The 20,711-nt window shown below is 69.6% G+C and carries 18 protein-coding genes; all 18 read right to left on the reverse strand.

Annotated elements, in window-relative coordinates; genetic code table 11:
- Positions 1-8: 8 nt before the first annotated feature.
- The 18 genes from wag31 to mraZ all read right to left on the reverse strand — a co-directional run bounded on the left by wag31 (position 9) and on the right by mraZ (position 20,435).
- Complete coding sequence (gene wag31, locus G6N46_RS08425) at positions 9-812, reverse strand: DivIVA-like cell division protein Wag31 (RefSeq protein ID WP_020103630.1); 804 nt, start codon at positions 810-812, stop codon at positions 9-11.
- 269 nt (positions 813-1,081) lie between these two features.
- Complete coding sequence (locus G6N46_RS08430; RefSeq protein WP_061005129.1) at positions 1,082-1,375, reverse strand: YggT family protein; 294 nt, start codon at positions 1,373-1,375, stop codon at positions 1,082-1,084.
- 133 nt (positions 1,376-1,508) lie between these two features.
- Positions 1,509-2,147 (reverse strand): cell division protein SepF, encoded by a 639-nt coding sequence (locus tag G6N46_RS08435; RefSeq protein ID WP_061005131.1) that lies wholly within the window; start codon positions 2,145-2,147, stop codon positions 1,509-1,511.
- 65 nt (positions 2,148-2,212) lie between these two features.
- Positions 2,213-3,016 (reverse strand): YggS family pyridoxal phosphate enzyme, encoded by an 804-nt coding sequence (locus G6N46_RS08440; RefSeq protein ID WP_138248652.1) that lies wholly within the window; start codon positions 3,014-3,016, stop codon positions 2,213-2,215.
- A complete protein-coding gene (pgeF, locus tag G6N46_RS08445) occupies positions 3,013-3,723 on the reverse strand; it encodes a peptidoglycan editing factor PgeF (protein ID WP_138248651.1) in 711 nt (236 codons plus the stop codon). The genes G6N46_RS08440 and pgeF overlap by 4 nt, the downstream gene beginning before the upstream one ends.
- 42 nt (positions 3,724-3,765) lie before the next feature.
- Positions 3,766-4,941, reverse strand: a complete 1,176-nt coding sequence (gene ftsZ / locus G6N46_RS08450) for a cell division protein FtsZ (protein ID WP_138248650.1) — start codon at positions 4,939-4,941, stop codon at positions 3,766-3,768.
- A gap of 207 nt (positions 4,942-5,148) precedes the next feature.
- The gene (locus G6N46_RS08455; protein WP_138248649.1) at positions 5,149-6,141 is read right to left on the reverse strand and encodes a cell division protein FtsQ/DivIB; all 993 of its coding nucleotides are present in this window, start codon (positions 6,139-6,141) and stop codon (positions 5,149-5,151) included.
- The gene (gene murC / locus G6N46_RS08460; RefSeq protein WP_138248648.1) at positions 6,138-7,589 is read right to left on the reverse strand and encodes a UDP-N-acetylmuramate--L-alanine ligase; all 1,452 of its coding nucleotides are present in this window, start codon (positions 7,587-7,589) and stop codon (positions 6,138-6,140) included. The genes G6N46_RS08455 and murC overlap by 4 nt, the downstream gene beginning before the upstream one ends.
- Positions 7,586-8,686, reverse strand: a complete 1,101-nt coding sequence (gene murG, locus G6N46_RS08465; protein ID WP_407665189.1) for an undecaprenyldiphospho-muramoylpentapeptide beta-N-acetylglucosaminyltransferase — start codon at positions 8,684-8,686, stop codon at positions 7,586-7,588. Before murG ends, murC begins: the two co-directional genes overlap by 4 nt.
- An 86-nt stretch (positions 8,687-8,772) precedes the next feature.
- Positions 8,773-10,515 (reverse strand): putative lipid II flippase FtsW, encoded by a 1,743-nt coding sequence (gene ftsW, locus G6N46_RS08470; RefSeq protein WP_138248647.1) that lies wholly within the window; start codon positions 10,513-10,515, stop codon positions 8,773-8,775.
- Positions 10,516-10,865: 350 nt separating this feature from the next.
- On the reverse strand, positions 10,866-11,540 hold the full coding sequence (locus G6N46_RS08475) for a DUF5642 family protein (protein ID WP_138248646.1): 675 nt from the start codon (positions 11,538-11,540) through the stop codon (positions 10,866-10,868).
- Between the two features lie 69 nt (positions 11,541-11,609).
- Positions 11,610-12,689 (reverse strand): phospho-N-acetylmuramoyl-pentapeptide-transferase, encoded by a 1,080-nt coding sequence (gene mraY / locus G6N46_RS08480; protein ID WP_061001150.1) that lies wholly within the window; start codon positions 12,687-12,689, stop codon positions 11,610-11,612.
- Complete coding sequence (locus tag G6N46_RS08485; protein ID WP_138248645.1) at positions 12,686-14,185, reverse strand: UDP-N-acetylmuramoyl-tripeptide--D-alanyl-D-alanine ligase; 1,500 nt, start codon at positions 14,183-14,185, stop codon at positions 12,686-12,688. Before G6N46_RS08485 ends, mraY begins: the two co-directional genes overlap by 4 nt.
- Complete coding sequence (locus G6N46_RS08490) at positions 14,182-15,717, reverse strand: UDP-N-acetylmuramoyl-L-alanyl-D-glutamate--2,6-diaminopimelate ligase (protein ID WP_407665087.1); 1,536 nt, start codon at positions 15,715-15,717, stop codon at positions 14,182-14,184. The genes G6N46_RS08485 and G6N46_RS08490 overlap by 4 nt, the downstream gene beginning before the upstream one ends.
- Before the next feature lie 42 nt (positions 15,718-15,759).
- Positions 15,760-17,703, reverse strand: a complete 1,944-nt coding sequence (locus G6N46_RS08495; RefSeq protein WP_138248643.1) for a peptidoglycan D,D-transpeptidase FtsI family protein — start codon at positions 17,701-17,703, stop codon at positions 15,760-15,762.
- The gene (locus tag G6N46_RS08500; protein ID WP_163692660.1) at positions 17,700-18,878 is read right to left on the reverse strand and encodes a cell division protein FtsL; all 1,179 of its coding nucleotides are present in this window, start codon (positions 18,876-18,878) and stop codon (positions 17,700-17,702) included. The genes G6N46_RS08495 and G6N46_RS08500 overlap by 4 nt, the downstream gene beginning before the upstream one ends.
- A complete protein-coding gene (gene rsmH / locus G6N46_RS08505; RefSeq protein ID WP_174814034.1) occupies positions 18,878-20,026 on the reverse strand; it encodes a 16S rRNA (cytosine(1402)-N(4))-methyltransferase RsmH in 1,149 nt (382 codons plus the stop codon). Before rsmH ends, G6N46_RS08500 begins: the two co-directional genes overlap by 1 nt.
- Positions 20,001-20,435, reverse strand: coding sequence for a division/cell wall cluster transcriptional repressor MraZ (gene mraZ, locus G6N46_RS08510; RefSeq protein WP_073698086.1), 435 nt, complete (start codon positions 20,433-20,435; stop codon positions 20,001-20,003). The genes rsmH and mraZ overlap by 26 nt, the downstream gene beginning before the upstream one ends.
- Positions 20,436-20,711: the final 276 nt, after the last annotated feature.

Here is a 20,711-nt window from a genome sequence, read left to right on the forward strand (position 1 = left end):
GTCAGCCGTCAGCTGTTGCCCCGGTTGAACTGGCCGAAGCCAGCACCTTCGCCACCGGCCGCCGAATCGGCCGGAGCGGCAGAGCCACGCTGACCGAGCTCTTCGAGCTGGGACTCCAGGTAGGTCTTGAGACGCGTGCGGTACTCGCGCTCGAACGTGCGCAGCTGCTCGAGGCGGCCTTCCAGCACCGTGCGCTGCTGGTTGATGTTGCCCATGATCTCGGTGTGCTTGCGCTCGGCGTCGGCCTGCAGGGCGTCGGCCTTGTCCTGCGCCTGGCGCAGCTGCGCCTCCGAACGGGTCTGTGCGTCGGCCAGCATGGCCTCGGCGCGCGCCTTGGCGTCGGCGACCGTGGTCTCGGCGGTGCGCTTGGCATCGCTGACCAGGGCATCGGCCTGGGCGCGGGCGTCGGCGAGGGTCTTGTCGGCCTCGGCCTTCGCCGAACCGGTGAGACGGTCGGCAGTGTCCTGGGCCAGGCTCAGGACCTTGGCCGCACGGACGTGGTGGTCCTCGCCGACCGGTGCGGCGACAGGAGCGGCCACCGGCGCGGGTGCCGCGACGGGCTCCGGCTCGGGCGCGGGGGCGGGCGGGGTGTAGACCGGCGCCGCGACCGGCTGGCCGGTGCGGGCGGACTGGAGCTCGGCGTCGAGCTCGGCGACCCGCTGCCGCAGATCGCTGTTCTCTTCGATCAGCCGGGTCAGCTCGGTCTCGACGAGATCGAGGAATGCATCGACCTCATCCTCGTTATAACCGCGCTTGCCAATCGGCGGCTTGCTGAATGCGACGTTGTGGACGTCAGCCGGAGTTAGCGGCATCTTCTGCCCCCTTGCAGTCTGGACCGTCAATCGGTGTCAAAGTGTAGAGCGATCAAAGTGTAGAGCGATCGTGGAGTAACTGGCGTCCATCCTGTCACAGCAGACCCGGCGGTTGCAGGCGAGGTCCGGAATTAAGAACGAATTTCAATGTTTCATTGGAATTCGGCAACGCTGCCCGGCGCTCGACACCGAATTGACCAAAACGAAAGAAGCGCATTAATTACATAAATGTAATTAATGCGCTTCTGCAGGTCAGGGGAACGTCGCGGTCAGGCCCCGACCTGATCGAAAGACAGCCGCATGCCGATGAACACCACCATGAGCAGCACCACGATGGACAAGTCGACCCGGACCGGTCCGATGGTCAGCGGCGGGATCAAGCGCCGCAACAGCTTCACCGGAGGATCGGTCACCGTCATGATCACTTCGAGGATCACCACGGTCAGTCCCCTCGGCTGCCAGTCCCGGCTGAATCCGCGGATGAACTCCACCACCACACGGGCGATCAACAGCAGCCAGAAGACGAACAGCGCAAAACCCAGAATGTCGAAGAACAGGGTCAATGCAACAGACCTCACTAGCGCGGGAAAAGCGCCGACTGTTGTCGGCGCTTGAGAGCGAGCCTACCTAACGCAGACCCCTCCGGCCGGGGGCCGAAGGGGTCTTGCGTAGAGCTGTTCGGTGATACCAGGGGTGCTACTGGTAGCTGTAGAAGCCCGCCTCCGCGATCCGGCGACGCTCTTCGGCGCTGACGTCGACGTCGGCCGGCGAGAGCAGGAAGACCTTGGTGGCGACCTTGTCGAACGAACCGCGCAGCGCGAAGGCCAGGCCAGCCGCGAAGTCGACGAGGCGCTTGGCGTCGGCGTTGTCCATCGACACCAGGTCCATGATCACCGGGGTGCCGTCGCGGAAGCGCTCACCGATGGTGCGGGCCTCGCTGTAGTCCTTGGGACGCAGGGTCGTGATCTTGGCCAGGGCGCTGCCGGCCTCGAACAGCTCGGCCATGCGGCGGGGCTCCATGGCGACGGCGCCACGGGTGGCACCACGCAGGGTGTTGAAGCGCGGACGCTCGAACTCACGCGGGCCACGGGCGGGCATCTCGTCGTAGCCACCGCGGTAACCCATTGGGGCACTTTCGTATTCGCGGCCCATGCGGTCGTCGTAGCCGCGCGGCTCACCGCGGCCGTAGTCCTCGTCCTCGAAACGCTCGTCGCGGGGGCGGCGCGGGGCCTGGTAGGAGCGCGATGGACGCTCTTCGTCGTCGTAGTACTCGTCGTCATAGTCGTCCATCGGCGCCATACCGAAGTAGGCCTTGACCTTGTGCAGTGTGCTCATCGGATGCCCCTAGCTAAAAATGTGGTGTCTGGTGACTGTGATGTAAGTGTGACTGGAGTGACTACTCATGGTGACGTTAGAGGACGCGGTCCCATTAACGCGGTACCGACACGCACACACGTTGACCCGTGTCGCACTGCAACTTCCAGGTCATTCGACATGCCCGCGGACAGGCCCAGCCGGTATGGGTATTGCGTTTGGACCCTGAGCAATTCAGCCTCCAGTCGCGCAAACTCCGCGTCGGCCGCGCTGGCCAGCGGCGGGATCGCCATCAGGCCCGCCAGACCCAGGCCCGGCGCGGCATCCGCGGCAGCACACAGTTCGTCGACCAGGTCCGGTCGGTCCACCGGCACACCGCCGCGCGCCGGATCCCCGTCGAGGCTGACCTGGATATAGACCTGCAATGGCTCGGACCTGCGGCCTTGGTCCAATGCTTCGACCGCGCCGCGCGACAGCGTGGCGATCAACGGCGCGGTGTCGACCGAATGCGCCACCGCCGCCCAGCGCGCCACCGCCCGCGCTTTGTTGCGTTGAATTCGGCCGATCATGTGCCACCGAATTACATTGTTCGACTCTATGTTCGATGACGCATCCAACAATTCGCCGGGCGCTGTGATCAATTTCTTGTCCGACAACGCGGCCGAGACCTCGGCGACTTTGCCCGCCGCTTCCTGCTCCCGCGATTCACCGAATGCCCGGCAGCCCAATCCGAACAGTGCGACAACATCACTCGCCGGAAAGAATTTGGTGACCGGAAGAAATTCGATGTCGGCCCGATCCCGGCCGGCAGCCGCCGCGGCAGCGTCGATCCGCGCCTGAATCCGGGCCAGCGACGCGGCCAGTTCGGCCTCGCGCGGCGCGCCGGTCATTCCATCCACACCACCGACGCCAGCCGCCCGGTCGGGGCGCCACGTCGGTGGCTGAACAGATTCGGATCGTCGACCGTGCAGCGCGGGTCGATGTCGATGGCCTTGATACCCAGACCGGCCAGCTGCTTGGCGATGCCCGCCCGCAGATCCAGACCGACTGTGCCGCGCGCGGTGGTGGTGATACTGCCCGGCAGCACCGCCTCGACGTCGTCGGCCATCTCGTAGGGCACCTCATAGTTGCGCCCGCTGACCGCCGGGCCCAGCAGCACCGAGATGTCCTGCACCTGCGCACCGAGTTTCTGCATCGCCTCGACCGTGCGCAGCACCACGCCCTTCTGCGCGCCGACCCGTCCGGCATGCACGGCGCCCACCACACCAGCGCGTGCATCACCCAACAGCACCGGCACGCAGTCGGCCGTGATCACCGCGAGCGGAAGCCGCGGCGTCGCGGTGACCAGGGCGTCGGTGTTGTCGTAGGCTCCCCCGGCTCCAGTTCCGGGGCCCTCGACAACTTCGACATGGTCACCGTGCACCTGGTTCATCCACACCAGCGGGCCGTGCCCGATGGCCTCGGCCAGCCGAGTCCGGTTGGCCGCCACGGCCTTTGGCTCGTCGCCGACGTGGTCACCCAGGTTGAACGTGTCGAACGGGGCCTTCGAGACCCCGCCCGCACGCGTCGTAGTCACTCTGCGGATACGGAACGTCACGATGACAAATTTATCCGGCGTATCCGCGCCACTCGATCACTGTCAGTGCTTCATGAACGGCGGCACGTCGACGTCGTCATCGTCGTCGCCACGGCCGCCGACGCTCACCGTCACACCATTGGTCGCAGCCGGCACAGTGCCCGGGTCGGCGTTGAACGCACCGACCTTGCCCGCGCTCGCCGCCCCGAAGGTCTGTGCGCGGTGCGCACCACCGGCAGCCGGCGTCGCCGTCGCACCCGGCACCGCCGAAGTGACGGGCTTGCGGCTCTGGCCGGCGGTGTCGAACCCGGCCGCGATGACCGTGACGCGAACCTCGTCACCCAGCGAATCGTCGATGACGGTTCCGAAGATGATGTTGGCCTCGGGGTGGGCGGCATCCTGCACCAGCGACGCGGCCTCGTTGATCTCGAACAGACCCAGGTCGCTGCCACCGGCCACCGACATCAGCACGCCCTGCGCGCCGTCCATCGAGGCCTCGAGCAGCGGCGAGTTGATGGCGATCTCGGCGGCCTTGAGAGCGCGACCGTCGCCGCGGGCCGAACCGATGCCCATCAACGCCGTGCCGGCGCTGCTCATGACGCCCTTGACGTCGGCGAAGTCGACGTTGATCAGACCCGGGGTCGTGATCAGGTCCGTGATGCCCTGCACACCGTTGAGCAGCACCTCGTCGGCGCTGCGGAACGCGTCCATCAGCGAGACGGCGGCGTCGCCCATCTGCAGCAGGCGGTCGTTGGGGATGACGATCAGGGTGTCGCAGCTCTCGCGCAGCGCCTGGATGCCCAGCTCGGCCTGGTTCGAGCGGCGCTTGCCCTCGAAAGAGAACGGGCGGGTGACGACACCGACGGTCAGCGCGCCGAGCTTGCGGGCGATGCCGGCGACGACGGGCGCGCCACCGGTACCGGTACCACCGCCCTCACCGGCGGTGACGAACACCATGTCGGCGCCGCGCAGCAGCTCCTCGATCTCGTCCTTGGCGTCCTCGGCGGCCTTGCGCCCGACCTCGGGGTCGGCGCCGGCGCCCAGGCCACGCGTCGAGTCGCGACCGACGTCGAGCTTGACGTCCGCCTCACTGAGCAGCAGCGCCTGCGCGTCGGTGTTGATCGCGATGAACTCGACGCCGCGAAGGCCCTGTTCGATCATGCGGTTGACGGCGTTGACGCCGCCGCCGCCGACACCGATCACCTTGATGACGGCGAGGTAGTTATGCGGGGGTGTCATCTGACGTCTTCCTCCCTGGCTCGGTTTGTCCTGAGCAAAACTTCTCGAATCAAAACCCTAAACCTCAACCATAGGGTTAGAGTTATGTCAAGTTGTTCCGCGCAAACAGAACGGTAGGCCGCGGCCACGCCGCAGCCGTGCAGGCGCGCCGAGAGTTCACGTGATTTTTCTTGGCCTGGGCGAGCTCAGCGACGGGAAGTCGATGAGCTACTTCACAGTCGGCAGGTCGGGACTGGACACGTCATAGGTGTGGCCCGGCTGCGTGAGCAGCGCGCCCAGCTTGAGCGCCTTCTCCTCGGTGCGGTCGGTGGTCCCCCAGATGACCTCGCGACCGTCGTTCAGCGTCAGCGTGACACCGGCGACCGACGGCGCCCCGACGCGCGCGACCTGGCTGAACACCTCGGGACGCAGCGACAGCAGGACCTCGAGGGCCGCCAGCGTCGCCGGGTCCTTGGGACCGGGATTGTCGGCATCCAGGTACGGCAGGCCCGGCGGCGGCGGCTCGGTCGCGAAATCCACCCCGTCGCGGTCGAACAGGTGCGGGCCGTCCGGGTACTCCTTGGCCGCCACCGGAACCCGCTCCAGCACCGTGATGCGCAGGGTCGACGGGTACTCCCGCTGCACCCGGGCACTTGCCACCCGCCGGATCGTGGCGACCCGCTCGGCCACCGCGTCGGTGTTGACCTGCAGCAGCGGCGTCTCCGGCTTGACCGCGGCCGCCGCCGTCACCTGGTCCTCGGTCAGGGTGCCCAGACCGGTGACCACGGTGTGGCGGACCGCCATGATCGGCGTGAAGTACAGCACCAGACCCAGTGCGACGGCGACGACGGCCGTCACCGCCGACCACAACAACATCTTCAGGCCGCGGATGACGCCCCGTGTGGGCGCCTTGGGCTGCTCGGACAGGCCTGCCGCGCGGCGCCGCGCCTCCTGACGCGCCTGCTCCAGGGCCCTGGCCCGCTCCAGCGCGATGCGGCGTTCCTCCCGCTCGCGCCGGGCCCGGCGACGCGGCCCCTCGTAGTCGGGTGACGCGGGATCGGCCGACGCGGCGTCCGGCGCCTCCTCGGCGGCGGACTCTGCCGCGGCGTCCGGCGCGGTGCTGTCCGGCACGACGTCTTCTGCCGTCTCGCCCTGCACCGGATCATCCTGCGCCGCAACGGGTTCGGTAGCCGGCTCCCCCGAGCCGTCCGCCCCGGTCACGGCGTGGGCCGTCCCGGGGCGGCGCGGTCGGCCTTGACCTCCAGTGCGGTCAGGATTTCGCGCCCCAACAGCGTGACGTCGCCGGCGCCCATCGTGACGATGACGTCACCGGGACCCGCCTTGGCCGCCACCTGCTCGGCCACCGCGGAGAAGTCAGGCACGTAATGCACCGGGGCCGAGACGTGCTCGACGATGCTCGCGCCGCTGACGCCTGCCAACGGGGCTTCCCGCGCGGCATAGACATCGAGGACGAACACCTCGTCGGCACGATCGAGGGCCTGACCGAACTCCTTCGCGAAAGTCTGTGTGCGCGAATACAGATGGGGCTGGAACACCACGATGGACCGCGATGTGCCGGCCACCGCGCGCAGCGCTTCCAGCGTCGCCCGGACCTCGGTGGGATGGTGCGCGTAATCGTCGAAAACCCGGACGCCGTAAGCAGTTCCGACCGCCTCGAAGCGGCGCCGCACACCTTCGAACCCGGTGAGGCCGTCGAGCACGGCCTCCGGATCGGCGCCGACCTCACGGGCCGCCAGCAGCGCGGCCAGGGCGTTGAGCGCCATGTGCTTGCCCGGCACCGACAGTCGCATGCCCCGGCGGTGCGGCTCGCCCGCCAGTTGGATGGCCGCCACCCCACCGGTGCCCTGCTGCTGCCAGGTCAGCAGCGTCGCTTCCAGATCCGTGCGCTGCGCACTGCCCATGCCGTACCGCAGCACCCGAACACCGCGCTCCGCCGACCGCTGGGCCAGCGCCTCGGCACCCGGGTCGTCGGCGCACACCACCAGCGCGCCGCCGGGACGCAGCCGGGCCACGAAGTCGTCGAACACCGCGGTGTAGGCCTCGACGCTGCCGAAGTGGTCGAGGTGGTCGGCCTCGATGTTGGTCACCACCGCCACGTCGGGTGTGTATTCGAGCAGCGAACCGTCGCTCTCGTCGGCCTCGGCCACGAAGCAGTCGCCGCTGCCGTGATGCGCGTTGGTGCCGGCCTCACCCAGATCGCCACCGACGGCGAACGACGGGTCGAAACCACTGTGCTGCAACGCCACGATGACCATCGAGGTCGTCGTGGTCTTGCCGTGGGTGCCGGTCACCAGCACCGAGCGATAGCCGTCCATCAGCTTGGCGAGCACGACCGGGCGCATGATCACCGGGATGCCGCGCCGGTGGGCCTCCACCAGCTCGGGGTTGTCCTTGGGGATGGCCGCGTGCGTGCTCACCACGACGGTCGGGCCGCCCGGCAGCATGTCCAGCGACGACGCGTCGTGCCCGATCCGGATCTCGGCACCACGGGCCCGCAGGGCCGCGACACCACGGGACTCCTTGGCGTCCGAACCGGACACCTGGCCACCGCGGTCCAGCAGGATGCGGGCGATACCGGACATCCCGGCACCGCCGATACCGACCATGTGCACCCGGGCGAGCTCGGGTGGCAGCTGCCGCGCCGTCATCGGATACCCGCCGCCACGTCGAGGGCGATCTGCGCCACCCGCCGCGCCGCGTCGCGGTGGCCGGCCAGCGCGGCCGCCGTCGTCATCTGGTCCAGTGCGGCGGTGTCGCCCATCAGAGTTCCGATCCGTTCGGTGACGAAGTCCGGGGTGAGCTCGGCGTCGTCGACCAGCAGGCCGCCGCCGGCGTCGACCACCGGGAGTGCATTGAGTCGTTGCTCGCCGTTGCCGATCGGCAACGGCACGTAGACCGCGGGCAGACCGACCGCGCTGACCTCCGCGACGGTCATGGCGCCGGACCGGCAGATGGCCAGATCGGCTGCCGCATAAGCCAGATCCATGCGGTCGAGGTACGGCACCCCGACATAGGGCGGCGCACCCGGTGCCGGCTCCGGCAGCTCGAGGGTGTTCTTGCGGCCGTAGGCGTGCAGGACCGAAACGCCTTGCGCAGCCAGGTTTTCGGCCGCACCGGAGACGGCGCGATTCAGCGACTGCGCACCCTGGGAGCCACCGAACACCAGGAGCACGCGGGCGTCGTCGGCGAAGCCGAAGAACTTGCGGGCCTCCGCGCGCCGCGCGGCCCGGTCGAGTGCGGTGATCGACTCACGCACCGGGATCCCGACGACCTCGCCGCCCTTGAGCCCCGAATCCGGCACCGCGGCCAGCACGCGGCGCGCCGAGCGGGCGCCGACCTTGTTGGCCCAGCCCGCGCTGGCGTTGGCCTCGTGCACCACGACCGGAACGGTGCGGCGACGGCGCAGTCCCCCGCCGCGGGCGGCGAGGTAGGCCGGCAGCGAGACGTAACCGCCGAACCCCACGACGACGTCGGCCTGGACGGCGTCGAGAACGTCACGCGTCTCGCGGACCGCGGCGCGAACCCGCAGTGGCAGCCGGGCCAGGTCGGCAGAAGGCTTGCGCGGCAACGGAACCGGGGTGATCAGCTCGAGGTCGTAGCCACGTTCGGGGACCAGCCGGGTTTCCAGCCCGCGGGCCGTGCCGAGGGCGGTGATCCGGACGTCGGGCCGCAGCGCCACCAGCGCGTCGGCAACCGCCATCGCGGGCTCGATGTGACCTGCGGTGCCGCCGCCGGCCAGCACCACGGAGATGCCGCGAGTTCCGCCGTCGCTCCGCTCGCCTGGGTGTGTTTCCCCGTCGCTCCGCTCGCCTCGGCCCGAACTCACACCACTCACCCGTACCGCTGACCTTCCAATGTGCGGACCCGCGGGTCCGACCGGCGCGGGTCACGTCGCCCGTGACCCTTGAGGTCACCATTTTGCCTTGCACGCCGTCCGGCACCGTCGGCCGGTACGGGGTTGCCACGCTTACTGCGGCCGCGGTCGGACCGCCGGTCCGGTTCCTCGGTGCGCCGCGGGCGCCTCGGGGCGTCGGTGCGGCGCTGCCGGGGCGGCGGTTCCTGCCGGGTGGCCTGCCGGGTGGGCCGCGCCGACTTCGTGGGCTTTGCCGGCTTGGCGGGTTTGGCCTGCCGGGCGGCGGGCTTGCGGACCTGCTTGTCGCCGGCCTTGTCGCCCCGGCCACGCAACCGGTCCCGGGCCGAGTCCAAGGTGGTCGGCGAATACGGCACCGGCGGCGGCAGCCGCAGGATCCGGTTCATCCGGTCGTCGCGGCCGGCCCGCAGCGCAGCCACCGCGTCGGGCTCGTGGCGCGCCGCATTGGCAATCAGGCCGATCAGCAGAAGTGTTGTGGCCGTTGCTGTTCCGCCGGCAGAGATGAGCGGCAGCTGAATACCCGTGACGGGCAGCAGGCCGAGCACGTAACCGACGTTGATGAACACCTGGCCGACGACCCACAGTGTCGTGGTGGCGGTCAGCAGCCGCAGGAACGGGTCGACCGACCGGCGGGCGATCCGCATGCCGGTGTAAGCGAACAGGCCGAACAGCGCCAGCAGGCCCGCCGCGCCGATGAAGCCGAGCTCCTCGCCGATGATCGCGAAGATGAAGTCGTTGTGTGCGTTGGGCAGGTAGTTGAACTTCGCGGTGCCCTGCCCCAGCCCGTCGCCGAACATGCCGCCGTTGGCGAGCGCGTACTTGGCCTGCCGCGACTGGTAACCGATGCCCTGCAGGTCGGAGTCGGGGTCCAGCCAGGCCCGCACGCGGTCGGAGCGGTAGCCGGCCGAGACCGCCATGATGGCGGCCGCCCCGATGCACAGGACCAGCGAGCTGAGGAAGATCCGCAGCGACAGCCCGGCGTACCAGAGCAGGCCGAGCAGGACGATGCTCACCGACACCGTCTGGCCGAGGTCGGGCTCGGCGACGATCAGGCCGAGCGCCAGCACAGCGGCCGGGACCAGCGGAAACAGCAGCTCTTTCCAGCCGGCGTGCTGCATGCGGCGCGTCGCCAGCAGGTGCGAACCCCAGATCGCGAAGGCGATCTTGGTCAGCTCGGACGGCTGCATGGAGAAGCCGGCGACGACGAACCAACCGCGGGCACCGTTGGACAGATGGCCGATGCCCGGGATCAGCACCAGCGCGATCAGCACGAGGCTGACGATGAACGCCGGCAGCGCCATCCGGCGCATGAACGCGATCGGCAGGCGTAGCGCGACGTAGAACGCGATCAGGCCGATGACGGTCCAGAGCACCTGTTTGGCGAAGATCGTCCAGGGCGAGCCGTCCTCGTCGTACGAGTGCACGCCCGAAGCCGAGAGCACCATGGTCAGGCCCAGCGTGATCAGCAGCGCCGCGCATGCGATGACCAGGTGGAACGACGTCATCGGCCGGCCCAGCCAGGCGCCGAACCGGGCCCGGGGACCCTGCAGCTTGGGCTGGGCGGGCTTCGCGGCCGTCTCTGCGGCGTCTTTGCCCGTCTCTTTGCCGCCGTCCGCGGCGGCGCTCGGCGTCTTCTCGTCGGGGGCCTGCGGGCCTTCCGGGCCGGCTTTGCCCCGACGGAGCTTGGCAAGGATGTCCGGCATGTGACTACCCGACCTCGTCGTTCACATTGGTCACAAAAACCACAACTGTCCCTTGCATCCCAAAATCCTCCCCTGTCGCACCCGCAGGGCGCGGCACATCCGGCGCGTGTCGCCGGAATGGGGCGATTTGCCACAGCCGGTTGACCGTGCGTCTACGCCGAGAAATGTCGAGTACCGAGCAGCAGAAACGCACAGTCAATCCACCCCAACATTGACCGTGCGCCTGGGCAGAAAAAGGTCGAGTACCGAGCAGCGGTACCGCACACTCAATCCGCCGGGCTCATGCCGGCACGGTCGACGCCGCCGCGGGCCGAGACTTCACCCACAGACGTGGGCCCAAGGCTCGGGGACTAGGACTTGATCGCCGCGACCGCCTTGACGAGCAGGTCTTTGGCGACCTGCGGGTCGACGTCGGCCTGCACGACGGCCACGGTCTTGTCACCCATGACGGCCGTGTAGGTGGTCTCCTCGATGGCCTTGCCATTGGCAGTGATGTGCGCCTGCACGCCCATGGTCTTCGCGCCCGCGATATCGGGGCCCGGGACGCGCTCGACCGTCGCGGTGACGCCGTCGGTCGAGTCGACGGTGATGTGGTCACAGCCCGCATGGCCGAGTTCGCCGACGGTGCCGGCTGCTTCGGCCGCCATCACGATGACGGTGTTGCCGTCCTGGTTGCTGCCGATGAAGCCCGCGGTCTTGGCGCCGACGCCGGCCGGCGCGAGCGGCTTGAGCAGCGACGCGCACTCGGCGGGAGTGACGACCGACGGCGGCGTGGTGGTGAGCGCACCGACGCCCGGAGCATCCAGCTTCTCCTGGGTGACGGTGTCCGCCTCCAGATCCATCGGGTCGTAACCCGGCGGCAGGCTGCTCTTGGCGCTGCCGACCTTCGCGATGTCGTACTTCGCCGCGGCCTGGCCGTTCCCGGACTTGCCGTCCGAACCGCCGCAGCCGGCGATCAGCGCCGCGCCTGCCAGCACGACGGTCGCCAACCCAACGGGCCCGACCAGGTACTTCTCGACGTTCATGGCGCGAACCCTAACAGCGCGCCCCGGCGCCACCGCGCACATACTGAATGTCGGCTGTGAGCCGCGTGTCTAGCGGCCACCCGCCGAGAGCCACTCGCTGTAGAACAGCGCCACCCCGAGCCCGCAGGCGATGGCGGTGAGCAACCAGAACCTGATGATCACCGTGGTCTCGGCCCAGCCGGCCAGCTCGAAATGATGATGGAACGGCGCCATCCGGAACACCCGGCGCCCCGTGGTGCGGAAGGCCAGGATCTGGACCACCACCGAGGTCACCTCGGCGACGAACAGGGCGCCGAGCACGATCGCCAGCGTCTCGGTCCGGCTCGTCACCGACAGGCCGGCGATGATGCCGCCGAGCGCCAGCGAGCCGGTGTCGCCCATGAAGATCTTGGCCGGCGCGGCGTTCCACCACAGGAAACCGATGCAGGCACCCGCCGTCGCCGCCGCGACCAGCGCCAGATCCAGTGGATCACGGACGTTGTAGCAGCCCGGCCCCGGGCTGGTGGCGCACGCGTTGCGGTACTGCCAGAACGTGATCAGGACATACGCCGCGCTGACCATCGCCATGGCGCCCGCGGCCAGCCCGTCCAGGCCGTCGGTGAAATTGACGGCGTTGGACCACGCGCTGACCAGCACCACGATGAACAACACGAACAGCACCGGACCCAGCGTCACCGTCGCGATCTCGCGCACGTACGACAACCCCGCGCTTCCCGGCGTCAGCCCGTAACCGTTGCGGAACTGCAGCACCAGCACGCCGAACAAGACGGCCGACACCAGCTGGCCGATCGTCTTGGCGGTCTTGTTCAAACCCAGGTTGCGGGCCCGGCGGAGCTTGATCAGATCGTCGATGAAACCGACGGCGCCCAGCGACGTGGCGAGAGCCAGCACCAGCAGGCCCGAGGCCGACGGCCCTTCGCCGTCGACCAGCAGCCCCACCACATGGGTGCCGAGATAGCCGCACCAGATGCCGGTGACGATCGCCACGCCACCCATCGACGGCGTGCCGCGCTTCTTCTGGTGGCTGGCCGGGCCGTCCTCGCGGATCTCGTGACCGAAGCCCCTGCGGGTGAAGAGCCGGATCAGCACCGGCGTCAGCACGATCGACACCGCGAGCGCGATACCGACGGCGAACAGGATCTGGATCATGCCTGCCCCTCCCGCGCCAGCTCCTCGGCCAACGCGCCGAGCCCCGCGGAGTTCGAGGCCTTGACCAGCACGACATCGCCGGGCTCCAGCTCGGCGCGCAGCAAATCAAGTGCGGCCCCGGCATCCGGGACGGGCGATACCTCGCTGCCCCACGAGCCTTCCATCACCGCGCCGTGTTGCATGGCGCCCATAGTCCTCCCGGTTCCGACGACAACCAGTCGTGACACATCTAAACGCACGGCCAGTCGACCGATGCTGTCATGTTCGGCAATCGCGTCGTCACCCAGTTCGGCCATCTCGCCGAGCACCGCCCAGCTACGCACCGGCGCGCCGGATTCGGCACGCGCCGACTTGGCCATCCAGGCCAGCGCTTTGAGCCCCGCCCGCATCGAGTCGGGGTTGGCGTTGTAGGCGTCGTTCACCACGACGACGCCGTCGGCCCGGGTGGTGACCTGCATGCGGTGCTTCGAGACGGGCCCGGCGCCGGCGAGTGCGTCGGCCACCTGCTGCAGGGTCGCACCACATTCCAGCGCGACGGCGGCGGCGCTGAGCGCGTTGGACACCTGGTGATCGCCGTGCACCGCCAGCGTGATGTCGACCTGCTGCTCCCCCGCGTGCATGGTGAAGCGCGGACGGGCCAATTCGTCGAGGGTGACGTCACCGGCCCACAGATCGGCGCCAGGCGACCGCGATACCCGCACCACGCGGGCCCCGGTGACGTCGGCCATCGCCGCGACGGCACCGTCGTCGGCGTTGAGGATGACGACACCGTCTGCCGGAACAGCTTGCGGCAGTTCCGATTTCGTTGCCGCGATGACGTCGCGCGAGCCGAACTCGCCGAGGTGCGCGGTGCCGACGTTGAGCACCACACCGATCGACGGCGGTGCGATGGCGGCGAGCGCGGCGATGTTGCCGGGGTGCCGCGCCGACATCTCCAGCACCAGGAAGTCGGTGTCTTCGGTGGCCCGCAGCACCGTCCACGGGTGGCCGAGCTCGTTGTTGAACGATCCCGGCGGCGCGATCACCTCGCCGAGCGGCGCGAGCACGGCGGCCAGCAGGTCCTTGGTTGACGTCTTGCCCGACGAGCCGGTGACACCGATGATCCGCAGGCCCCCGGCGACCAGCCGGTCGGCCACGGCGCGGGCCAGTTTGCCCAGCGCCGCCAGCACGGCGGCGCCCGAGCCGTCGGTGTCGTGCTCCAGCGCACCGGATGCCGAATCAACCTGTCCGGCAACCGGCTTCACCACGATGGCCGGCACCCCGACGGGCCGGGCCGCCAGCACCGCGACGGCACCCGCCGCCACCGCGCCCGCGGCGAAGTCATGCCCGTCGGTCCGGGCGCCCGGCAACGCCAGGAACAGCCCGCCCGCCGTGACGGCCCGCGAGTCGAATTCGACGGTTCCGGTCACGCGCGTCGCGGCAGCAGCCTCGGGCGTGACGTCGGACAGTTCGCCGCCGACGATGTCGGCGATCTCTGCCAGGGTCAGGTCGATCATGCGGGTGACTCCCCAGCTTTCCCGGCCGCTGCATCGAGCGAGGCGGCCAATTCATCACGGTCATCGAACGGGCGGGTCTGACCGGCGCGGGTCTGGCCCGACTCGTGCCCCTTGCCCGCGACCAGGACGGTGTCCCCCGCCCGGGCCCAGCCGACGGCATGGTCGATGGCGGCCCTGCGGTCACCGATGACCACCACCTCGGCCGATCCGTCCGCGGCACCTGCCGCGATGGTCGCCCGGATCAGGTCGGGGTCCTCGTCGCGCGGATTGTCGTCGGTGATGACGACCAGGTCTGCCAGTTCCGCGGCGATGCGTCCCATCGGTTCGCGTTTCCCGGCGTCACGGTTGCCACCGGCCCCGAAGACGACGGCCAACCGGCCGCTGGTCTGCGGGCGCAGCGTCTGCAGCACGGCCTCCAGAGCACCGGGCTTGTGGGCGTAGTCGACGAGCGCGAGGAAGTCCTGCCCGCGGTCGATGGGCTGCAACCGGCCGGGAACGCTGGCGGTGGCCAGTCCGGGGGCGGCCTGCTCCGGGGACACGCCCACCGCGTCGAGCAGCGCCACGGCCAGCAGAGCGTTGGCGACGTTGTAGCCGCCGGGCAGGCCGATCCGCAGCCGGTGCTCTGCACCGTCGGGGCCGACGGCGGTGAACTGCTGGCCACCGCGGTCTGTCTCGATGCCGGTGACGGTCCAGTCGGCCTCGCCGGTGGTACTGACGGTGACGGGGTCGAGAGCCCGGGCGGCCATCTTCCGGCCCCAGTCGTCGTCGACGCACACCACAGACACCGCCGCGTGAGTGGGCGAATCCGGTTGGAACAGCCGGGCTTTGGCGTCCAGGTAGTCGTCCATGGTCGGGTGGAAGTCGAGGTGGTCCCGCGACAGGTTGGTGAAACCGCCGGCCGCGAAGCGCAGGGCGTCCACGCGCCCCAGCGACAGCGCATGGCTGGAGACCTCCATGACGACGGTGTCCACACCACGCTCGACCATGGTGGCCAGCAGCGCCTGCAGCGCCGGCGCCTCGGGGGTGGTCAGGGAACTCGGCAGGTCGCGGCCGTCGATCCGGATGCCGACGGTGCCGATCAGTCCGGCGACCCGGCCGGCGGCACGCAACCCGGCCTCGACCAGATAGGTGGTGGTGGTCTTGCCCGAGGTCCCGGTGATGCCGATGACGTGCAGCCGCTCGGACGGCCGCCCGTAGATTTCGGCGGCGACCTCACCCAGCACCGCCCGCGGGTCGGCATGGACGAGCACGGGGACGTCCACGTCGAGAAGCTCCACGCCGTCCGGGTCCGTCAGGACGGCGGCAGCACCGGCGGCGACGGCATCGGCGGCGAACCGCGCGCCGTGCGCGGCCGAACCCGGAAGCGCCGCGAACAGATCACCGGCGACGACGTCCCGGCTGCTCAGAGTGACGCCGGTGACCCGCAGGTCCCGGGCGTGCGCCTCGGCCGGCAGCGCTGCGCCAACATGGTCGGCCAATGAGCCCAGCGCAGCTCCGGCGGGATCAGCGGGGCGCAAGGTAGGCAAAGACATGGCCATGACACAGTACCGGGCCTCTCGCGGGCGCCTGCCCCGTCAGGTCGCCTGCAGGATCAGCGGAGGACCCGGGTCCGGCGACAGCGGCACGTTCTCCCGCTGCATCAGCCACGCCGCGATGTTGTGGAACAGCTGGGCCATCGAGTGGCCCGGAGTGCCGTCGGCATTGCGCTGTGGGTTGTTGGCCATGATCCCGACGACGTAGCGCGGGTCGTCCGACGGCGCCATGCCGGCGAAGGTGATCCAGTAGTGGTCGTCGTAGTAGCAGCCACATGCCGGGTTGATCTGCTGCGCGGTGCCGGTCTTGCCGGCCATCTGGTAGCCCTCGACAGCTCCCGGCCAGCCGGTGCCCTGCTGGGTGCCGCGCGGGTCGCGCTGGAGGGTCGAGCGGAACATGTTGCGCAGCGTCGCCGCGGTCTGCGGCGACACGACCTGGACGCTCTCGGGCGCCGGCTGGTCCTGGTGGGTGCCGTCGGCCGAGACGATCGACTTGACGATGCGCGGCTGGATGCGCAGGCCGTCGTTCGCGATGGCCTGGTACATGCCGGTCATCTGCAGCAGCGTCATCGAAAGACCTTGGCCGATGGGCAGGTTCGCGAACGAGCTGCCCGACCACTGATCGATGGGCGGCACCAGGCCCGCGCTCTCACCCGGCAGTCCGGAACCGGTGCGCTGGCCGAGGCCGAACTTGGTGAGCATGTCCGCAAAGCGCTCCGGGCCGACCCGCTGGGCCAGCATCAGGGTGCCGATGTTCGAGGACTTCCCGAAGACACCGGTGGTCGTGTACGGGTCGACACCGTGGCCCCACGCGTCGCGGATGGTGACGCCGCCCATGTTGTAACTGCCCGGAACCTGCAGCACCTCATCGGGATTCGAGAGGCCGAACTCGATGACCGACGCCGCGGTGACGATCTTGTTGACCGAACCCGGCTCGAAGGGTGACGTCGCGGGCAGGTTGCCCATCTGCTTGTCTTCCTGGCGGCTCAGTTCCTGCGCCGGGTCGAACGTGTTGTCGTTGGTCATGGCGAGGATCTCGCCGGTCTTCGCATCGAGAACCACGGCGGACACGTCATGTGCGCCCGAGACGTCCTTGGCCTGCTGCACCTGCTGCTGGACGTAGTACTGGATGTCGTTGTCGAGGGTGAGCTGCACCGTCGCGCCGTTGATGGCGTCGTGCCGGTCCCGGTAGCTGCCGGGGATCACCACACCGTCCGAGCCGCGGTCGTACGTGACCGAGCCGTCGGTGCCGGAAAGCTTTGCGTCGAAGGAGTCTTCGAGACCGAGCAGGCCGTGGCCGTCCCAGCCGATGTCGCCGACGACGTTGGCGGCCAGCGAGCCGCCGGGGTACTGCCGGATGTCCTGCCGCTCCGCGCCGACCTCGGGGTACTTCTTGGTGATGGCGTCGGAGATCGACGGATCGACGGCGCGGGCCAGGTAGACGAACGAGTCCTTGCCGGTGATCTTCTTGGCCAGGGTCGCGGCGTCGGGCTTGTTGCCCAGCAGACCGGCCACGCCGACAGCGATCTCGTTCAGACGCTTGTCGGGGTCCGGCGCCGCCGGGGTCTTGGCCTTCGCCTCCGTGAGCTGCTGGCGAATCCGGTTGGGCTGGAAGGTCAGTGCGCGGGCCTCGATGGTGAACGCCAGCTTGGCGTTGTTGCGGTCGACGATGCTGCCGCGGATCGCCTTCGCCACGTCGGTGACCTTGAGCTGGCTGGCCGCCTCGGCGCGTAAGCCCGCGGCCCGCGGCCCCTGCAGGAAGAACAACTGCACTGCCGAGGCCAGCAGCACCAGCGCGATGACGATGTTGCCTGTCTTGTGCCGGAACCCGAACGAGCCGGTCCGCCCCTCGGAGACCACCGCTTCGCGGGTCCGCCGCTCACGTGCCGAATGTGGTTGCGCGGGACGCGGTTTGGCGGCCGGCTGCCGCTTGCGCGGCGCGCCGGTCCGCGGGGCGCCGGTCTTGCGCGGGCCCGTGCCGGTCATGCGGGAAGGCCGGGGGCGGGCTGCGCCGGCAACGGGGCCGGAGCCGGGGCCGGAACCTGTGCGACCGGGGCCGGGGCGACGGGGGCCTGTGCGACGGGCGACGGCAGCGCGGCCTCAGGCTGCAACGCCGGGCCGGGCAGCGTGCCCAGCCCAGGCATCGGGAGCGCCGGAGCCGCGGGCGCGGGCGCCGCGAGGGCAGGCGCCGGGACCACCGGAGCGGCGGGCGCCGGTGCGTGCACGACCTGCTCGCGCGGGTCGACCACGACGGGCGCCGGAGCCGCGGCCGGCGCCGGAACAGCACCCGGGACCGGAACAGCTGCGGGAGCCGGAACACCCGCCGGAGCAGGCACGGGAGCGGCAGCGGGAGCCGGGGCCGGTGCCGGAGCAGCGGCGGGCGCCGGGGCCGGACGCGGCGCGGCGGCCGGGGCGGGCGGGGCCGCCTCGGGCAGCGGCGTGTTCAGCGGTGGCGGCGGCACACCCTGCGCCGGCTTCGGACTGCCGACCAGCAGCCAGTTGCCGGTCGGGTCCTGCACCAGGTGCGCGGTGTCGCGCGACGGGATCATGCCGAGGTTGCGGGCCGCGTCGGCAAGCGCCGGTGCGGCCTGGGCCACCAGCACGTCACGCTCGAGGGCCTCTTTCTGTTGCTGCAGAGCCTGATTGATCTCCTTGGCCCGGCCCAACTCGTAGGACCGCTCGGCCGCGGAGGTCGAAAGCCACAGCGTGACACCGAGACCCATACCCAGCGCGCCGATGATCAGCACGACGAACGGCACACGCGCGATCAGGTGCCGCGGGTCCAGGTCCATCTCCGCGATACGGATCAGCAGCCGCTCCCGCAGTGGCGTGCGAATGACCTTGGGTGCCTTGGCCTTACGCGCCTTGGCCCGAGCCTTGGCCTGGGACGCGCTCTTGGGGCGCGACGGCGCAGCGGTCGGCCGGGCGAACGGTGTGGTCTGCGGACCGGCACCGGTGGGCTTGGACCGCTGCGGCCGGACGTCGCGCTTGCCACGCTTGACGCGGGTTTCGCCCTTGTTACCGGACTTGTTGTCGCGCTTGACATCCCGCTTGTTCACGGGGTCCTGCCGCACGGCGGTGCGCCGGCGCGGATCCGGATCGCCGGACCGGGTGCCCCGTCGTGCGCTGCCGCCGCGTACCGGTGCTGGCCGCTTTGCCATCACAGACCTCCCCTTGTGGCAACTTTTTCCAGTGCGCGCAGGCGAACCGACGCGCTACGCGGATTCAATTCGAGTTCGTGTTCGTCGGCCCGCTCGGCACCCCGGGTCAACGAGGTGAAGAGCGGCTCGTAGCCGGGCAGCTCCATCGGCAGCCCCTCCGGAGTACGCGATGCGATGGCATCGGTGAAGTACCCCTTGACAATTCGGTCTTCCAGCGACTGATAGGCCTCGACCGCGATGCGGCCACCGGGACGCAGCGCGTTCAGCGCGGCGGGTATCGCGGCGCGCAGGCAGTCCAGCTCGCCGTTGACCTCGGTGCGCAGCGCCTGGAACGTCCGCTTGGCCGGGTGCCCCCCGGTGCGACGGGCCGGCGCCGGGATCACCGCGTACAGCAGCTCGACCAGTTCGGTCGTCGTGGTGAACGGGCGGCGGGCGCGCTCCCGGACGATGGCTCCCGCGATACGGGAGGCGAATTTCTCCTCGCCGTATTCGCGCAGCACGCGGGTCAGCGCCCGGGCGTCGTAGGTGTTGAGGATGTCCGCCGCCGTCAGCCCGGAGCTCTGGTCCATCCGCATGTCCAGCGGCGCGTCCTGGGCGTAGGCGAAACCGCGCTCGGCCTGGTCGAGCTGCATCGAGGACACCCCGAGGTCGAACAGGATGCCATCCAGTTCGCCTGGGCGGTAACCGGATTGGGTGAGTGCGTCGTCGATGCCGTCGTACGGAGTGTGCACGAGGTGCACCCGGTCACCGAACGGCGCGAGCCGCTCCCCCGCCAGCCGCAGCGCGGTCTGGTCGCGGTCCAGGCCGATGAGCGTCAGACCGGGAAAGCGGGACAGGAAGGCTTCGGAGTGGCCACCGGCACCCAATGTCGCGTCGATCATGACGGCGCCGGTACCGTCGGCGCCGCGCCGGGTGAGTGCCGGAGCCAGCAGCTCGACGCAGCGGTCCAGCAGCACCGGAATGTGCGGCCGGCGATCGGTCAACGCAACACCCCCATAAGGCTTCAGCTGGTGGATTTGTGCGGCCCCCGCAGCGAGGTCTCTGTCCGAGTTCGCGAACCTGACGTTGGGGAAGTACGCCAGGGCCGGTTCGGGCAGAGGCCACGCTGCACGGGCCTGCAGGTCAAAGGGTGCTGCCGAGCGCTTCATCGCTTGCCGCGGAGAAGTTCTCTTCGTGAGTTTCTTGGTAGGTCTGCCAGGCCGCGGCATCCCAGATTTCGAGGTAGTCCACCGCACCGATCACGACGCATTCCTTGGTCAGACTCGCGTAGCGGCGGTGGTCGGCGGACAACGTGATGCGGCCCTGAGCGTCGGGGTGCTGCTCGTCGGCGCCCGCAGCGAAAACGCGCAGGTCGGCACGAGCGGCGGGATCGTTCCGGGGGGTGCTCGCCACGCGGCGGGCGATCTCTTCCTCGAACTCGGCCCGGGGATACACGGCGAGGCTGTGATCTGGACTTTTGGCGACCATCAACCCTCCTGCCAGTGCATCACGGAACTTGGCGGGCAGCGTGAGCCGCCCCTTGTCGTCGAGCTTCGGCGTGTAGGTACCCAGGAACATCAGGCACCTCCCACCACTCCGGAGTCCGGTCTCTCCGACGTCCGCCACATTACCCCACAATCCCCCACTTCTCTCCATTCAAAGTCTAAAAATGGCCTTATCTGCCCCACCGGGCGCAGCAATCACGGGAAGTAGGTGGTGGAGCACGGCATCAAAGCGCCTGGATGCACGCGGAAACCACAGGTGAATGGCCGTGCGGAAGTGTGGTGGGGCGTTGTGGGGAACCGCGGAGCGCAGCCCCTGGAAAATCGCGGCGCACGCCGCCGCCGGCAAATT

The sequence above is a fragment of the Mycolicibacterium phocaicum genome, from assembly GCF_010731115.1.
In the GTDB taxonomy this organism is placed as follows: Bacteria; Actinomycetota; Actinomycetes; order Mycobacteriales; family Mycobacteriaceae; genus Mycobacterium; species Mycobacterium phocaicum.

Excerpts from the sequence above, each read along its gene's own strand:
- wag31 (WP_020103630.1), bottom strand. The coding sequence starts at position 812 with ATGCCGCTAACTCCGGCTGACGTCCACAACGTCGCATTCAGCAAGCCG.
- G6N46_RS08435 (WP_061005131.1), bottom strand. The coding sequence starts at position 2,147 with ATGAGCACACTGCACAAGGTCAAGGCCTACTTCGGTATGGCGCCGATG.
- G6N46_RS08440 (WP_138248652.1), bottom strand. The coding sequence starts at position 3,016 with ATGACCGGCGCGCCGCGCGAGGCCGAACTGGCCGCGTCGCTGGCCCGG.
- ftsZ (WP_138248650.1), bottom strand. The coding sequence starts at position 4,941 with ATGACACCCCCGCATAACTACCTCGCCGTCATCAAGGTGATCGGTGTC.
- murC (WP_138248648.1), bottom strand. The coding sequence starts at position 7,589 with ATGACGGCGCGGCAGCTGCCACCCGAGCTCGCCCGGGTGCACATGGTC.
- ftsW (WP_138248647.1), bottom strand. The coding sequence starts at position 10,515 with ATGCCGGACATCCTTGCCAAGCTCCGTCGGGGCAAAGCCGGCCCGGAA.
- G6N46_RS08475 (WP_138248646.1), bottom strand. The coding sequence starts at position 11,540 with ATGAACGTCGAGAAGTACCTGGTCGGGCCCGTTGGGTTGGCGACCGTC.
- mraY (WP_061001150.1), bottom strand. The coding sequence starts at position 12,689 with ATGATCCAGATCCTGTTCGCCGTCGGTATCGCGCTCGCGGTGTCGATC.
- G6N46_RS08485 (WP_138248645.1), bottom strand. The coding sequence starts at position 14,185 with ATGATCGACCTGACCCTGGCAGAGATCGCCGACATCGTCGGCGGCGAA.
- G6N46_RS08490 (WP_407665087.1), bottom strand. The coding sequence starts at position 15,717 with ATGTCTTTGCCTACCTTGCGCCCCGCTGATCCCGCCGGAGCTGCGCTG.
- G6N46_RS08495 (WP_138248643.1), bottom strand. The coding sequence starts at position 17,703 with ATGACCGGCACGGGCCCGCGCAAGACCGGCGCCCCGCGGACCGGCGCG.
- G6N46_RS08500 (WP_163692660.1), bottom strand. The coding sequence starts at position 18,878 with ATGGCAAAGCGGCCAGCACCGGTACGCGGCGGCAGCGCACGACGGGGC.
- rsmH (WP_174814034.1), bottom strand. The coding sequence starts at position 20,026 with ATGAAGCGCTCGGCAGCACCCTTTGACCTGCAGGCCCGTGCAGCGTGG.
- mraZ (WP_073698086.1), bottom strand. The coding sequence starts at position 20,435 with ATGTTCCTGGGTACCTACACGCCGAAGCTCGACGACAAGGGGCGGCTC.